The organism is Paenibacillus sp. NEAU-GSW1 (assembly GCF_009737085.1).
Classification (GTDB): Bacteria; Bacillota; Bacilli; order Paenibacillales; family Paenibacillaceae; genus Pristimantibacillus.
The window spans coordinates 100,818-116,124 of sequence record NZ_WOVL01000001.1 but is presented as its reverse complement, the minus strand read 5'-3'; the positions used below and the strand labels follow the sequence as shown (position 1 = coordinate 116,124).

Below are 15,307 nucleotides of genomic sequence, written 5' to 3'. Positions count from 1 at the left end.
CGGTACTTTTCGTTGCATTAAGGCTTCGCCGCATCTTCCAGAATCGTCTTGTCGATCGCAGCAGCCAGATCCGGCGCTTTCTTAATGAGCTCATATTTCAAAGATATGTCGACTGTCCGCTGTACAGCATCGTCTACAAAAGAGCCCACTTGCGCATCGGTAAACCCTTCCGGTTTGACCAGCTTCGCCATTTCCATCAGCATCGTCGTTTGATGCTCCTTCGTCGTGCTGCCTTCCGTTACGGCCTGCATGACGATATCGACCGCTTCCGGCTGATTGGCGATGGCGTAATTCCAGCCCTTCATCGTTGCCCGAATCGCTTTGACGGCGATATCGCGGTTGTTTTTCAGCCAGTCTTCTTTGACGACAAGCGTATCTTCTAACATACCTACGCCCGCATCTTCAAAGTCATACACATATAAATCTTGTTCTTTTACACCGCTTTCAAGGACAACATGGTATTCGTTGTAGATCGTCGAGATCGCAACGTCCAATTGTTTGTTGAAAAACTGATCCATCGTAAAGCCTTGCTTCACGAGCTCGACGTCTTTTTTCGGATCGAGGCCGTTCTTCTCCATAAATGCGAGCACTTGGAATTGCTGGCTGCCGGTCCACATGCCGACCTTTTTCCCTTTCATTTTCGCCGGCTCGTCGATGCCCGAAGCTTTATCAGCTACAAAACGATAGGAGCTCTTTTGCAGCACTTGCGCTACCGATACGAGCGGAAGGCCATTGTCGCGGTTAACGAGAAGGCTGTCAAAGCTCGTAACGCCGATATCGGCCGCGCCGTTCACGACTTGCTGCTCGATGACGACGTCCGGTCCGCCTGGTATAATCTCAACGTCCAATCCTTCCGCCTCGTAAAATCCTTTTGCCTTGGCGACGAAAATGCCGGCGAACTGCGCTTGCGGCACCCATTTCAGCTGGATTTTCACTTTGGTCAGCGGCGCCTGAGTCGGTGTTTCTTCTTTAGGCGTCGATTCCGCCGCGCCTGCCGGCTCCTCTGTCGTGTTCGCCGGCGCATTGTTTCCTCCGCCGCATGCGGCGAGCAGCAGCATGAATGCTGCCATAAGCATTGCTAAACTCATCAGTCGGTTTCTCTTTTTCATCAAGACCAGTCCTCTCCTTGGTCCGGAGTTCAGGTCGCAACTGCAAGAAAGGTTGGACTTCCGATCGCTGTTGTTTTCGGATTTTTTTGATTTCACTTGGTCATGGATAAAATCCGAAAACAAAGGCGAACGCTATCGCTTCTCCAGCTCAACCTTTCTTTCCGTCGCTCCATCTCCGTTTTTTTGTAAAAAATATATGGGGTTATACCTTGATGCTGTTATTTGCGCTGGGCGATATGCCATGGGATGGCGAGGCGCTCCGCCAGCTGCACGAGATAATAGAGTACGATGCCGAGCACGGCGGCGATGGTGATGCAGGACCAGGCTAGCGGCATGTTGCCGAGCTTGATTTGATCGGAAAGCAGAAAGCCGAGACCTCTGGATGAGATAAAAAACTCGCCGACAATGGAGCCGATGATGCTCGTCGCCATGTTGATTTTTAACGCGGTAAACATATACGGAAGGCCGTTGTGCAAACGAAGTTTGATGAATGTGGTGTAACGGCTTGCCGCATAGGAGGTCATAAGCTCAACATACATCGGCTCGATCGAACGCAGCCCTTTGTAAGCGCCGACCGCCATGGTCGCCATAGTCATAACGGAGACGATGGCGATTTTCGATGCCGATCCATCGCCGAACCAGTTGTTCATGACGGGAGCAAGGGCGACGATTGGAATGGCGTTGAGCGCAGCGGTCATCGCGATGCCGCCTTTGCCGATCTTCGGTGCGAATGATGCGATTGCCGCTAAGATGAAACCGAGAAACGAGCCGATGAAGCAGCCCGCTACAATCTCAAAGCCGGTATAGAGCGAGTAGCTCCAAAGCAGGTCGGCATTATCTCTTAGTGAAGCCGCGATTGCGGATGGAAGCGGAAGCTGGTACGGCGCAAGCTTGAACAGCTTGTGAAACAGCTCTGTCTGCCATGCCGCTACGAATAGAAGTCCGAATAGGAGCGGCAGCAGCCATGTCCGGCTCCTATTGTGCGAACGAGAACGTTTCGCGCGTCTGGCTTTGGGATGAGGGGCAGGTTGTACAATCGTTTCTGCCATGGCCGGATTGTTGTCCGTTGCTCCCGCCGATGCTGGTTCCGCTGCAGCAGCCAGACCGGCAGCTACTTCTTTCATCGCTCATCCCCCCCTTGCCCTCGCGAACGAAATTCCGGCTGCCATGGGGTGATAAGCCTCTCCGCCAAGCTAATGGCTCCAAACAGCAGAAGGCCAATGACAACGCTTATGAGAACCGTTGCCCAGAACATATAAACTTGGGCATTGCCGTAATAAAGCGAACTGACCATCAGTACGCCTATGCCGTCGGGCGCGCCCATCAGCTCCACAATAATGGAAGCTGTTATCGCGATTGGCGCCGACAGCTTTAGTCCGGCGAACAAGCCCGGAAGCGACGCCTTGAGCTTAAGCTTGGTATACGTCTTCCATACGGACGCTGCATAGGAGCGCATCAGTTCTTCCTGCTCCGGCTTGATGCTTTGCAAGCCGCGAAGCGTGTGCAGCGTGACCGGGAAAAAAGTGACGTAGCCGGACATTAGAACGCGAGACAATGCAGGGTCATGAATAATTCCGTAAATGATCGGGGCAAGCCCGATAATCGGCACCATTTGCGAGGCGATCATATAAGGCGACAGCGTATGCTCGACTGTTCTCGATAAACTCATCACAATGGCGAGCAAGTAGCCGACTGCCGATCCGATGGCAAACCCGGTTATCGAATTGCCGAACGTAACAGCGCCTTGTTCGGTCAAAGTCGGCAGATGATTGACTGCGGCTTGTAAAACAAGATGCAAGTAAGGCAGTTTGGAGGCGGGGGCGATGACGTTCAGCACATCGGCGATGAACCAGGCCGCAATTTCCCAGGCAAGCAAAATGCCGATTGCCCAAAGCGCGACAATGCCGCTCTGCTCCCATCGCCTAAACGATTTGCTCGTCACGCGAATCACTCTCCTCGTTGAAGCAATTCCGAACTAATGCGGTCATTTCGTGGAATTTTTCCGATTTGCGAATTTGCGCCGGATTTCCCTCCTCCCGTTCGACCTGAATAATCGAATGGACGCGCCCGGGATGCGCCGACAACACGATAATCCGATCAGATAGAAACACCGCCTCCGGAATGCTGTGCGTCACAAATACGATCGTTTTGTTCGTCTGCCGCTTTATTTCCAGCAAATCAAGCTGCAGCTTTTCCTTCGTAAATTCATCCAGCGCGGAGAACGGTTCATCCATCAGCAGCAAGGGAGGATCGAGTGAAAGCGCGCGTGCGATGGCGACTCGCTGCTGCATCCCTCCGCTTAACTGCCATGGATAGTGGTCCTTGAATTTGGAAAGACCGACTAGCTCAAGCAATTGATTGGATATAGCAGAATATTCTGACTTTTTAACGCCCATAATTTCCATTGGCAGTTCAATGTTGTCTTTCACCGTACGCCATTCGAACAGCGTAGCGCTTTGAAAGACGATACCGAACTTTCGTTTCAGTCTTGCCTCGCGGGGATGCTGATCGCCAATCGCGATATACCCCGTGGAAGGCTGGAGCAGGTCGGCCATGAGGCGCAGCAGCGTCGATTTGCCGCAGCCGGAAGGGCCCAGCAACGATACGAATTCGTTGCTGTACACTTCAAAGCTTACATTTTCCAGCGCCGTCACCTGACGCTCCCCGCTCCCAAAATGCATCGATACTTGGTCCACGACAATTTCCGCCTGTTGATTCGTCTTCGGAGTGCTCATCCTATCCCCTCCTTACATCAGGACTTTGAACGGAGTTCAAAGTCACACCTTGCATCATTAGTACTTTGAACACGGTCAAAGTCGCACCTTTATGTTCAATCAACGACATCTTTGTGTAATATTATATAACATGTATTTTCATAGTCATTAGACATAGTGTTTGATAAATAAAAGAATCGACTAGACAAAATGTCCAGTCTCTTCTAAATGGCATCGTTATAGCACCACATCACCGATCTGAAACTTTATTCTCAGACGAATATACCTCTCAGAAAGGAATGAGAGAAACTGACTTAAAGGACATGCAGACATTGTTACGGCGACCATTACACGAAGAAAGATGCCACACCGTTTAGGGTCATTCATGACTTTAGTCCTTTTTGTCAATAAAAAATTGCAGGAAAATAAGTTATTTTGTAGAATAAAATAATAATATATACCTATAACAAGGAGAGTGTCATGTTGTTTTTATTATTTTTTCTACTATCTGCATGTTGTTTCATCGCTTTTATTTTAGGCCTTATTAAACCTAGTATTGTTATCAAATGGGGGAAAAATAGAACTCGTGGTAAAGTTTCTCTTTACTACGGACTTGGGATGATTATCTCATTTATAATTTTTGTGGCAGTATTACCACCTGTAGAGACAGATAACATATCCGCATCCTCTGCTATTAATAAAGAAGAAGCAAAAAAATCAGACAATACTGTAAAAGCGAACAATACTGACAAGCAAGATGAAGAGAAGGCTGCAGCGGAAGCAAAGAAAAAAGCAGAGAAAGAAGAAAAAGCTAGAGCCGTGAAAGAAGAAAAAGCGAAAAAAGAGGCTGAAAAGAAAGCTGCTGAAGAAGCTAAGGCTAAGGCCGAAGCTGAAAAGAAAGCGAAAAAAGAGGCCGAAGAGAAAGCCGAAGCGATACGTAAAGCCAACAGCAAAAAAGCTAGTCTAATACGGGAAATTTCACAAGGAATTACAGGTGAGCTTATTGGTAACGAAGCATATGACTTCATTGTTGATAATCCTTCCCTTTTCCCTGCAGCAACTGATAAGGATATTGAATCGGCTATGTCTAAAGTTGATTCTTCTATAACTACGAGACATCTATTTAAAAACATTACACCCTACTATACAAAAATGGTTCAGTTTACTGGCACTGTGATAAGTATAGAAGAGTCCGTTTATGATGAACAACCGTATACATATATCCACATATTCACTGACGATATGGACTCGATAACTGCTATCTATATGGGAACTACTGGCGATCTGCTGGATGATGATGTCGCGACCATTACCGGAATTCCAACTATAACGTACTCTTTTGAAAATGTAAGCGGCGGAAGTACAAATGCCATCCTTCTATCAGCTGCTTATGTAGAAAAACTTTAGTAAGCTTTCATTTAATATTTGAAGCCCAGGACATAAAACAAAGGCCTCAGTAAGCCAGATGGAATCTCACAATCCAAATTAATCAAAAGCTGCCGGATCGATCATCCCGCAGCTTTTTTTAACCCCTTTTTCCCCGTTGCAGTCATACCACATATTCATCGTAATGTTGCAGCTGCCGTATCCATTCTATGACCATCCGGCAAGATTGCTAGAATCGGGCAACTTTTGCTTCACATATCCGGGGAGGACGTGAATACATTAAATAATAACCAACATCGCGCAAGGAGGTGCTCCGAAATGGGTTCAGCAGATAATCGGTTGTTTGTAGTTTCGCAAGAGGACTGGTCGCTGCATCGCAAAGGGTATCAAGACCAGGCTAGGCACCAGCAAAAGGTTAGGGAGGCCATCAAGCAAAATTTGCCTGATCTCGTATCCGAGGAAAGCATCGTTATGTCCGACGGCAAGCAGGTTATAAAAGTGCCGATTCGGAGCCTCGATGAATTCCGCTTCGTATACAACTACAATAAAAATAAACATGTGGGCCAAGGCAACGGCGACAGCCAGGTTGGCGATGTGCTAGGCGTCGATCCGCAAGCGGCCAAAGGCCCGGGTAAAGGTGAAGGAGCCGGCGATCAGCCCGGCGAGGATGTGATCGAAGCGGAAATCAGCTTGGCAGAGCTGGAATCGATGCTTTTCGAGGAGCTGGAGCTTCCGTTTTTACGGCAAAAGGATAAAGATCAGCTGGAGACGACAGAAATCCGGTTCAATGACATCCGCAAAAAAGGCATCATGTCCAACATCGACAAGAAGCGTACGATCATGGAAAATTTGCGGCGCAATGCCACGTCCGGACAGCCGGGCATTCACGGCATCTCTCCTGACGATCTTCGCTACAAAACGTGGGAAGAAATTGTCCGCCCACAATCGAACGCCGTTATTCTTGCGATGATGGATACTTCGGGTTCTATGGGCTCCTTCGAGAAATATGTAGCCCGCTCCTTCTTCTTCTGGATGACCCGCTTCCTGCGGCATCAATACGAGAAGGTAGAAATCGTCTTTATCGCGCACCATACGGAAGCGAAGGAAGTGACGGAGGAGGAATTTTTCACCCGCGGCGAAAGCGGCGGCACGATCTGCTCCTCAGCTTATATCAAAGCGCTTGAAATTATCGACAGCCGCTTCTCGCCGAGCGCGTATAACATTTATCCGTTCCATTTCTCCGACGGCGACAATCTGACGAGCGACAACGAACGATGCGTCAAGCTGATCGGCGAGCTGCTCAAACGCTCCAACCTGTTCGGCTACGGCGAGGTCAATCAATACAATCGCTCCAGTACGCTCATGTCGGCCTACAAGCATATCAACATGCAGCACTTTATGTATTACGTCATTCGCGAGAAGGGCGAAGTGTATAACGCGCTGAAATCGTTCTTCCGCAAGCGGGAGGGCATCCTCGGCTAAAACGAATACACCTTCACAGGCCTTCTGCATCGTTGATGCGAAGGTTGCCTTTGAAGGTGTTTTTTTATATTAACCGTCCGCCCCTGCGCTCTTCTGTACCCGCAAACGCTCCCGGACAGAGACCGCCGCTGCGGCCGCGCCAAGCATGGCGCAAAACAAATACATGAAGGAGTAAGAGGTTACATCGGCAACCGGCCCCATTATAATGCCGCCCAACGAAATCCCGAGATCAGCCGCTGCGATAAACAGTCCGATCGACACATTGCGTTCCTCTATGGACAGTACAAAGCTCAAATAGGTTGTAAGCGCCGGATAGAGCAAGGCTTGAGCTATACCCATCAATAATGCGCCGAGGTAGAACAAGGTCGAGCCAGCGCTAGAAGCTAAACTTACGGCTAATGAGCCTAGTGAGAGGAGCAGCATCACACCGCCTGCAAAAGCCGGTCGCCACTTGCCGTCCGATGGAATCCGCGATCGCAGAAAAAACCGCGAGGCCACGACAACGGCCGCTTGAATCATAAGATATAAAGCCGCGCTGCCCCCTTTGATCTGCGGCGCGTATAACGGCACAAATGCGGTTACCGCTCCAAAAACCACCGAAGCGCTCAAGATGAGCAAACTGCACCGGAGCAAATGCTTGTTTTGTGCAATCCGGCCAACAGCCCGCCACATTGCCGCCCCCGAATTCCGCCGTTCGCTTCCTTCCGCTGTATTCGCAGCCTGCTCCTGCCCGATACGAACCGTAAAGCCCGCAGCACCGGTCAAAACCGCGATGGCAATCATCGATACGGCGAACGCGTTTGTCTCTCCCGACTGCCACTGCCACATGCCGATCGCAGCCAATGGTCCGAATATGCCCGGCAAATAGGAGCACAACGAATACATGGAAATGCCCTGTGAGCGTTCTTTTTCAGGAAGCGCGTCAATAATGCCGAGCTGCAGCGCCATGGAGAAAAAAGCGGTACATATCCCTTGCAGCACGCGAGCCAGGAGATACCATTCAAGTGCGGAAAAGGCATAAAGCACAAGCGCAAGCGCGTTGACTGCCAGCAGCAAGCGCAATACCCGAACCGGCCCGTAACGCTGAATCAAGCTCCCGGCCCACGGACGGAAGAGCATCGTCGTCAGCATATAGACGCCCATAATGACGCCGATCATCGTGCCCGATGCTCCAAGCGCCTCCCCCTTCAACGGAATGACGACGTTTAGAATGGAATTCGCGCTGAAATAAAACAGCGTAAGCACATACAGCCGCACGAACGGCCATGATAAAGCACCCTTCACCGCGGATCTCCCTTCTTTCTTCCTGCGGGAAACTCTCTTGCTTTCGTTACGAGATTACTTTCCGCATCAATTCTCTTGCATACGGAGACCGGACATGCTTCAGCTCGGCTGTTTCGCACAGCTCTGCCATTTCGCCGTTTCGGATAATCAAGATCCGATCGCATAAATAAACAGCCGCTTGGATATCGTGGGTAATAAAGATATAGCCCATGTCATAATCCGCTTTCAAACGTTTCAGCATGGCTAGCACTTGCATTTGAACCGAACCGTCGAGCGAGCTAACGGCTTCATCGAATAAGATGCATTGCGGCTCTGAGCATACCGCGCGCGCGATGCAAACCCGCTGAGCCTCGCCTCCCGAAAGCTCGTGCGGATATTTTGCAAGATAGGACTCGTTCAGGCCGACCTGCCTTAACAGCCTGCCGATGTCGAATGATTCGCCTGCTTTCCCCGTATGCTTCAGCGGCTCCAGTATCGCTTTGCGAACGGTATAATACGGATTGATCGATGAGGTATAATCCTGAAAAACGGCGCTGATGGCTCCTCTTCGCGCAACCCGATTCGCGACGGGTATTCCATCGAATGCAATCTTGCCGCTATCCGGTTTTTCCATTCCGAGCAATAGTCTGCCAAGGGTTGATTTCCCGCTTCCGCTTTCTCCAATAATGCCGAGGCACTCGCCGCGATTCCACTCGAAGCTGATCTCGTGGAGCACTCGATGCTTCTGCTTACGAAACATGCCGTCATGCGGGTATGATTTACTCACGTCTTTAACCGTCAGCAAAGTCCGCGCCTCCCATCAATTGTTTGTAATGGCGGCTAAGCGCCTCCTTGGCAGAAACCAGATTTCGGGTATACGGATGGCGAGCCCCGGTGAAAATAGCCCCGGTCTTTCCGCGTTCAACCAGTTCCCCTTCCTTTATAACCGCGACCTTGTCCGCGATGCGTCTAACGACGCCCATATCGTGGGACACTATAATCATTGCGCTTCCCAATCGCTCGCGAAGCTTGACGAATTGCTCTACAACCTCATAGGCCGTTATCGTGTCCAGCGCCGTCGTCGGCTCGTCAGCGATTATGACGTCGGGCTCCAAGACAATCGCAAGCGCAATCATGACCCGCTGCAGCATGCCGCCCGACAGCTGATGGGGATATCGGCGCATCACCTCGGGCGGATTGTTCAGCCCGACGCTTAACATCGCGGAAGACAGCCGAAATGTCATTTCGCTTCGGCTCCAATCAAAATGTGCGGCAAGCGCCTCCAAGAGAAATACGCCAAGCCTGCGTGACGGATCGAACGCACGCATGCCATTTTGCATGATCATGCATAGCCCTCTCCCTCGATATTTACGCATTTCCTTATCGGATAGCTGTGCAAGATCAATGCCTTTCAGCGCAATGCGGCCGGATTGGAGAACGCCGGAATGCTTCAGCCGCATGAGCGCTTTACAGGTCAGCGACTTGCCGCTTCCGCTCTCCCCGACGATAGCAAGACACTCTCCTTGCGCAAGGCTGAAGGCGATGTTATGCACCAACAGGGTGCCTGTTCGTTCCTCCCAAATGTTCAACCGTTCGACTTCAAGCACATTCATTCCGCTCAAACCGCCTCCTTCCCGCGCAAGCCCCGTTCAATTCCGCCTGTATTGGAAACAGCGCGTTTTCCGGTGGGCATCAGCTTAGGATCCATCGCCTTTTGCAGCGCATCCGACAGAAAGTTTACCGCCGATACGACCGTAATAATGGCCAAACCGGGAGCAAGCATCAGCTCCGGCCGGGTGAACATGACCGCTCTCGCTTCGTTCATCATCATTCCCCACTCTGCGTGCGGAGCTTGAATGCCGAGACCGAGAAAGGACAATCCGGATATTTGCAAAATCATCGATCCGAAAGCCCCGCTGGCAATTACCGCCATCTCCGGCAGCACGACCGGTGTGATGTGCCGGGCCATAATGCTTAAATGGCCGATACCTAAAACCTTAGCAAATTTTACGTAGTCAGCATCGGCGTACTGCATGACCGCAGTTCGGATAACCCGAGCAAACCAGGCCCATTTCATCATAACGAAGGCGAATAAAATATTGGCAAGCCCCGCCCCCATCATGCCGACAATGGCCAGCGTCATCACATAACCGGGGAACGAAAGCATCATATCGCAAATCCGCATCAATACGGCATCTGTTTTTCCTCGGAAATAGCCTGCGGCAAAGCCTAGCAAAGAGCCGACGAATGCGGTGCCGACGAGGGCGGCAAACACCCCTATTACGCTGGGACGTATGCCGTAGATGAGCCGCGACAGAATACACCGGCCCAGATGATCGTTGCCTAGCCAATAGTCCCATGAAGCTCCTGCAAACCGCAGCTCCATATTCGCTTCGTTTGGAGGGTGGGGGGCTAGGAGCGGTGCGCAAAGCCCGATCAACAGCGTCGCCGCGACAACAACGAGAGATGCCGCAGTAAGCCTATCCTGCAGCAGTCGTTTTAAGAGCTTCATTTAAAACTCCTTCCTCAGCTTCGGACTTACTGCCGCATTCAATAGATCTGACACCGTGTTAAACAGCACAAACGCTGCGGACAGCACAAGAACATAGGCTTGAATAATAGGAAAATCACGGCCAAGTATCGAATTGACGGTAAGCGTCCCGAGACCCGGCCACGCAAAAATATTTTCCACCACAACCGTGCTTCCGAGAATGACCGGAACGGCAAGGCCGAACACCGATACGGCGATCTGCAAGGAATTGCGAAGCACCATGATCGTCAAGCTTCGTTCGGACAATCCGCACGCTCTGCCGTAAACGACATAATCGTCGTTCAGATTGCTGATCATGGAGCTGCGAATGATACGGAAGTAAATACCGGCGTATCCAATCACAATTACGGCGACCGGCAGAACATAGCTGCTGAACGACGCCATACCGCTTGTCGGCAGCAGGTCAAGCTTAACTGAAAAGTACCAAACCATAAGCGCCGCCAGCCAGTAAGAAGGCATAGATGTAAGCAGGAATGCGATGCCCCTTACCGAAAGATCGAGTCCTTTTCCCTGCCTCATCGCGCAAACAATGCCCAGCCCGATCGACAAAACGATAATGAACAACGACGATACTAAAGTCAGCTTCAATGTATTCAGCAAGGCAGGACCAAGCAGCGACCATACCGGCTTGCCTGTAATGTAAGAAGTCCCAAAATCAAGCTGAAAGCAAGCGATCAGCCAATCCCAATACCGAATCAGCAGCGGGCGGTCTATGCCGAGCGCAGTTCTTGTGTCCGCAATCAGTTCATCCGTTATGGCCGGCACCCCTTGCGCGTGCAGAACGACTTCTGCAGGGTCCATGGGCGATAGGCCGTTTAATATAAAAGTCAAAAACGAAATGACAACAAGCAGCGGCGCAACTATACATAACCGTTTAATAACGAAACCGGCCATATTGTTTCCTTCACACCTCGCTTATCCGAGAATCGCGGCTGCCTATTATTTGAAGCTCATCCGCTCGAACGGCAGCTCGAATTGCGTCTGTTTGAACGATATGCCTTGCAATTCTTTAGGAGCCACAACGGTCACGCTTCCGTTCGTAAGCGGAATAAATACGGCCTCGTTATGCACAATCGTCAAAATATCCTTATAAAGCGCTTTTCGCTGCTCTTCATTGGCAGATACCAGAACTTCGTCGATTTTACGGTACAGTTCCTCCGCCTGCGGAATTCCGCTTGTTGTGAAGCCATAGGCCGATTCAGCGGCAAACGCCGAAATCGTGCTTTGCGGATCGTACGCCAAGCCCCACGTTTGATTGAACAGCAGTTCATAATCTCCCGTCGATCGCCGATTCGCGATAGCGGGCGACTCCTCTCCCACAAGCTCAAGCTTCATGCCGATTTTTTGCACCTCGCTTTGAAGCAGTTCCGCCTGCGTCTTCTGTGACGATGAGTTGACGTCATAGTAAAGCTTGATGGCCAGCGGCTTACCGTCCTTCGTTCGGATCCCGGCACCGTCGCCGCTTAGCCATCCAGCTTCCTCCAGCAGCTTGGCGGCCGCTTCGGGATCGTAGTTCCGCTTCTGCAGCCCGACATCCGCATAGTTGACATTGGAGGAGAACAGCGTTTCCGCCGGCGATTCCGTTCCGCTGAAGATTGATCGGCTGATCGTCTCGCGGTCGATGGAATGCCATATCGCCTCGCGAACCGCTTTCTCGCTGACGGGGCTTGCCGTATTACTGCTGTTCGCGACAATCATTTTCGTGTTCATCGGCTCGCTTCGAACAATCTGGTAATCCCCGGAATCCGCGAGCCGCTGCATCGCATCCACATCTATGCTGTCGGCGCCGCGATCGTCCGTAAACACGAAGTTGACCTCGCCTTTTTGCAACGCAAGCAAAGTGGTCTCTCCGGCAGGCAGCACTTTCGCAGTAATCGTTTTTATTTGGGGAGAGCCGCCCCAATACTGTTCGTTCGCTTCGAATCGGGCGAATTGCTCGGTCACATGTTCGCTGAGTTTATAAGGGCCTGTGCCGTGATAGCCTGCCACGCCATCCTTGGTCTCACCGTTCACAAAATCCTTAGGCGAGAGGAAAACATACGGCCTTGTCATCGACAATTCAAGCAGCGCCGGGTAGTAGGGCCCTTTCAGCGACAGTTGCACTGTGTACTCGTCGATCGCTTTGACGTTATCCAACATGGAGGACAGCTTAATCCAGGCATGTTTAGCCGCATTTCGCTGTACGGCTTCGATATTCAGCTTGACGGCTTCGGCATTAAACGGTTCACCGTCATGGAACTTCACATTTTCCCGCAGATGGAACGTATAAATTGTCCCGTCCTTCGAAATATCCCACGATTCAGCCAGCAGAGGCTTAATGCCTTCCGGCGTGTTCTCTACAAGCGATTCGTACACGATACCTTGCGCCGCCATCGATCCTGGATATAGATGCGGATTCATATCATTGATGTCTTTCGCAGCGGCAAATATCAGCTCCCGCGTCTGCTCCTTCTCCGCGCTCGTTTGGCTGCCGGCTCCGCTGCAGCCGGCCAAGCAAACGACAAGCGTCATGAAAGCAAGCAGAACAACCGTCTGTTTTCTCTTCATCGTTTCGACTCTCCTCTTATACGTAATAATTACGAATAGTAACGGGTTAATTGTAATTATTACTATTAATACTGTCAATATTTTTCTATATTGCCAATACGATATCTTAAACGTACACAAAACACCTTCAATGGCTTGCTGCATCGTGCTGATGCGAAGGCCGCAACCGATTCGACTTCGTCCGCAGCAGCATTCCGCCCATGTAAGGCCGTTCTCGGCCTTATCCCCCTGCTTGCACCACCAAGAATGAAAGCTAAAGCCATTATCAGCCTTAGCTACTGCTCTCAACTTCGTCTGCGGCTGCGTTTCGCCTGTGTAAGGCCGTTCTCGGCCTTACATCCTCGCTCCCGACACAAAAAAAGAACTTTAAGGCCATTTTCAGCCTTAAAGTTCCCAATCCCTTCCATGCAGCAATGCTCTGGCGGCTAGCCTTTTAATCAGACCGACAGCTTGCCGTACATTAGAGACACAAACCCTCCGCATTTATAGCGGGAAGGCTGTTTTTGAAATTGTGTTCCGCCCTGTACTTTAATGAATCTCCGCCCACAGCTCGCGTGCCAGCTTCTGCAAAACTAGCGATTGCGTCCAGCGATCGCTCATCTCCGTCTTTCTTCCGCCTGCTTCATCGCTAGTGATCGCATAAGGGGCCGGACCGAGCTCGCACACGAACGGCAGCTTCTGACCGAGTGCGGCTCCGATCAGCCAATGGCGCATGCCGTCCTTCCACCAGCGCTTGTAATGGACGAGCATCGGATGCTCCCCCTGCTCGCTGCCGACATCAACTTGAATCTGCTCGCCGTTCGATACTCGGGCATGGATACATCCGGTTCTCTTTAAAAGCTGTTGAAACAGCGCTTCCGCGTCTTCCGAAATTTGCAGCATTTCACCCGCCAGCACATAATGCGAGAAGTCGATTGTCAGTTTAGCGGGCTCCAGCGCTCGGACCATCTCGGCCGTGCGGATCAAGTCCTGCGTAATCGTTCCGCGATGCGTTTCAATAAAGACAGGAATACCCGCTTCCGCTGACAATCCGCTTATGTCGCGAAGCAGCTGCTCGGCACGCTCGCCGACAAGAAACGGCGCTAGCACCTGTGCATTCACATAATGAAGCCGATCGGCGCCGAACGCTTTCGCATCCGCAAGAAACTGCTGCATGTCCTCCGCGGTTCGCGGATACGCATTCACGCTAAAGCTAAGATTATATTGCGCTAGCAGACGATCCCACTCCTCCGCTTCTTCCGGCCCGGGCAAAAAGCCGTTAATGCCGTCATAGCCGGCTTCCGCAATCCGTTCAAACCGTTCCTCCATGCTCCATGGCCGTCCTGCCGTGCCTAGTCCGGTCATCGTCCACCATGACATTTCAACGCTTAGCTTCGAATTGGCTTCATTCGATTGCTTCCTATCAATGCGGGTAGCTGATTTCATGTTCAATGCCGCAAGGCCCTCCGTCCATATTCATTTCCAGATCGACAGGAGAGCCGTCGGCGCGGTACAGAGGCCGGTAGTAATGGCTGATTTTCGTCGCCGATTCGTTCGCATAATGGCAAATAAACGCTCTGCGGAACCGGTCCTTCGACTTGTTGCGGTAGGAGCCATGAATCAAATTGCCGTTGAAAAACAGCACGTCGCCTTTGTCCATAATGGCCGGTATCGCCTTTTCTTCCTTCGGCGGCTTGACGTAATGCGTCGTGAACGATTCTTTCGAATCGGCGAGATCCGGGCAGACGATTTCATAATCATTCGTCTTCGGCACGAGCAGCATGCCGCCATTCTCCATATCGGCAGCGTCGATTGCGGTCCAGGCGGCGATACAGTTGCCCGGCTCTACTTTTAAATAGAAGTTATCCTGATGCAGCGCTTGGCCGCGCGAGCCCGGCGGTTTAAAGTAGAACATGCTTTGAGCGGCCAATGCAGGCTCGCCGTACAAATCCTCGAGCACCGCAAGCACCGGCGCGTGCAGCATGTACTTTTTCGCCGTTCCATTGTAACGATGCGGATGCATCACTCTCGGGTAGCGTTTAAGCGGATCCTCCGATTCTCCGTTTAATACCGGTTCGAAATGACCCGGAATGACCATATGGCTTATTTGTTCAAATGTATCCTCGATTTTCGCTACGTCTTCCGGACTGAACAATCCTTTTACAAGGATATACCCATCCGTTTGAAAAGCTTGCATCTGCTCTTCCGTTAGCACTTTTAAATTTTGCGCCATATCCCTAACCTCCAATGATGTTTCGTTGCGTTCTATGCTTCTC

General features: G+C 51.1%; 14 protein-coding genes. 2 read left to right on the top strand and 12 right to left on the bottom strand.

Annotation, left to right across the window (positions count from 1 at the left end):
* Positions 1–17: 17 nt before the first annotated feature.
* The 4 genes from GOM71_RS00495 to GOM71_RS00480 form a co-directional block, all read right to left on the bottom strand.
* Positions 18–1,109: an ABC transporter substrate-binding protein gene (locus GOM71_RS00495; RefSeq protein WP_156277547.1), complete on the bottom strand. Its 1,092-nt coding sequence runs from the start codon at positions 1,107–1,109 to the stop codon at positions 18–20.
* A gap of 218 nt (positions 1,110–1,327) precedes the next feature.
* Positions 1,328–2,233 carry an ABC transporter permease gene (locus tag GOM71_RS00490; RefSeq protein ID WP_253944611.1) on the bottom strand — a complete coding sequence of 302 codons (906 nt, stop codon included), beginning with the start codon at positions 2,231–2,233 and terminating at the stop codon, positions 1,328–1,330.
* Entirely contained in the window at positions 2,230–3,051 is an 822-nt protein-coding gene (locus GOM71_RS00485; protein WP_367649405.1) for an ABC transporter permease, read from the bottom strand. Before GOM71_RS00485 ends, GOM71_RS00490 begins: the two co-directional genes overlap by 4 nt.
* A complete protein-coding gene (locus tag GOM71_RS00480; RefSeq protein ID WP_173275016.1) occupies positions 3,032–3,844 on the bottom strand; it encodes an ABC transporter ATP-binding protein in 813 nt (270 codons plus the stop codon). The genes GOM71_RS00485 and GOM71_RS00480 overlap by 20 nt, the downstream gene beginning before the upstream one ends.
* Positions 3,845–4,303: 459 nt before the next feature.
* On the opposite strand from GOM71_RS00480, the gene GOM71_RS00475 reads away from it, so the two are divergent.
* Together GOM71_RS00475 and yhbH are read left to right on the top strand one after the other, a co-directional pair.
* Positions 4,304–5,230: a hypothetical protein gene (locus GOM71_RS00475; RefSeq protein ID WP_156277272.1), complete on the top strand. Its 927-nt coding sequence runs from the start codon at positions 4,304–4,306 to the stop codon at positions 5,228–5,230.
* A 297-nt stretch (positions 5,231–5,527) separates the two neighbouring features.
* A complete protein-coding gene (gene yhbH, locus GOM71_RS00470) occupies positions 5,528–6,691 on the top strand; it encodes a sporulation protein YhbH (RefSeq protein WP_156277270.1) in 1,164 nt (387 codons plus the stop codon).
* A 69-nt stretch (positions 6,692–6,760) separates the two neighbouring features.
* Here the strand turns inward: yhbH and cntE are convergent, their stop codons facing one another.
* The 8 genes from cntE to GOM71_RS00430 form a co-directional block, all read right to left on the bottom strand.
* Positions 6,761–7,975, bottom strand: coding sequence for a staphylopine family metallophore export MFS transporter CntE (gene cntE, locus GOM71_RS00465; RefSeq protein ID WP_367649404.1), 1,215 nt, complete (start codon positions 7,973–7,975; stop codon positions 6,761–6,763).
* A 46-nt stretch (positions 7,976–8,021) separates the two neighbouring features.
* On the bottom strand, positions 8,022–8,759 hold the full coding sequence (locus GOM71_RS00460) for an ABC transporter ATP-binding protein (RefSeq protein ID WP_156277268.1): 738 nt from the start codon (positions 8,757–8,759) through the stop codon (positions 8,022–8,024).
* Positions 8,746–9,567, bottom strand: a complete 822-nt coding sequence (gene cntD, locus GOM71_RS00455) for a staphylopine uptake ABC transporter ATP-binding protein CntD (RefSeq protein ID WP_156277535.1) — start codon at positions 9,565–9,567, stop codon at positions 8,746–8,748. The genes GOM71_RS00460 and cntD overlap by 14 nt, the downstream gene beginning before the upstream one ends.
* Before the next feature lie 5 nt (positions 9,568–9,572).
* Positions 9,573–10,466 (bottom strand): staphylopine uptake ABC transporter permease subunit CntC, encoded by an 894-nt coding sequence (cntC, locus tag GOM71_RS00450; RefSeq protein ID WP_156277264.1) that lies wholly within the window; start codon positions 10,464–10,466, stop codon positions 9,573–9,575.
* On the bottom strand, positions 10,467–11,399 hold the full coding sequence (opp1B, locus tag GOM71_RS00445; protein WP_156277262.1) for a nickel/cobalt ABC transporter permease: 933 nt from the start codon (positions 11,397–11,399) through the stop codon (positions 10,467–10,469). It lies immediately after the preceding gene.
* A gap of 45 nt (positions 11,400–11,444) precedes the next feature.
* The gene (gene cntA / locus GOM71_RS00440) at positions 11,445–13,052 is read right to left on the bottom strand and encodes a staphylopine-dependent metal ABC transporter substrate-binding lipoprotein (RefSeq protein WP_156277260.1); all 1,608 of its coding nucleotides are present in this window, start codon (positions 13,050–13,052) and stop codon (positions 11,445–11,447) included.
* A gap of 528 nt (positions 13,053–13,580) precedes the next feature.
* Positions 13,581–14,477, bottom strand: a complete 897-nt coding sequence (locus GOM71_RS00435; protein WP_253944622.1) for a sugar phosphate isomerase/epimerase family protein — start codon at positions 14,475–14,477, stop codon at positions 13,581–13,583.
* Positions 14,455–15,264 carry a phytanoyl-CoA dioxygenase family protein gene (locus GOM71_RS00430; RefSeq protein ID WP_156277258.1) on the bottom strand — a complete coding sequence of 270 codons (810 nt, stop codon included), beginning with the start codon at positions 15,262–15,264 and terminating at the stop codon, positions 14,455–14,457. Before GOM71_RS00430 ends, GOM71_RS00435 begins: the two co-directional genes overlap by 23 nt.
* Positions 15,265–15,307: the final 43 nt, after the last annotated feature.

Excerpts from the sequence above, each read along its gene's own strand:
- GOM71_RS00495 (WP_156277547.1), bottom strand. The coding sequence starts at position 1,109 with ATGAAAAAGAGAAACCGACTGATGAGTTTAGCAATGCTTATGGCAGCA.
- GOM71_RS00490 (WP_253944611.1), bottom strand. The coding sequence starts at position 2,233 with ATGAAAGAAGTAGCTGCCGGTCTGGCTGCTGCAGCGGAACCAGCATCG.
- GOM71_RS00480 (WP_173275016.1), bottom strand. The coding sequence starts at position 3,844 with ATGAGCACTCCGAAGACGAATCAACAGGCGGAAATTGTCGTGGACCAA.
- GOM71_RS00475 (WP_156277272.1), top strand. The coding sequence starts at position 4,304 with ATGTTGTTTTTATTATTTTTTCTACTATCTGCATGTTGTTTCATCGCT.
- yhbH (WP_156277270.1), top strand. The coding sequence starts at position 5,528 with ATGGGTTCAGCAGATAATCGGTTGTTTGTAGTTTCGCAAGAGGACTGG.
- cntD (WP_156277535.1), bottom strand. The coding sequence starts at position 9,567 with ATGAATGTGCTTGAAGTCGAACGGTTGAACATTTGGGAGGAACGAACA.
- cntC (WP_156277264.1), bottom strand. The coding sequence starts at position 10,466 with ATGAAGCTCTTAAAACGACTGCTGCAGGATAGGCTTACTGCGGCATCT.
- opp1B (WP_156277262.1), bottom strand. The coding sequence starts at position 11,399 with ATGGCCGGTTTCGTTATTAAACGGTTATGTATAGTTGCGCCGCTGCTT.
- cntA (WP_156277260.1), bottom strand. The coding sequence starts at position 13,052 with ATGAAGAGAAAACAGACGGTTGTTCTGCTTGCTTTCATGACGCTTGTC.
- GOM71_RS00435 (WP_253944622.1), bottom strand. The coding sequence starts at position 14,477 with ATGAAATCAGCTACCCGCATTGATAGGAAGCAATCGAATGAAGCCAAT.
- GOM71_RS00430 (WP_156277258.1), bottom strand. The coding sequence starts at position 15,264 with ATGGCGCAAAATTTAAAAGTGCTAACGGAAGAGCAGATGCAAGCTTTT.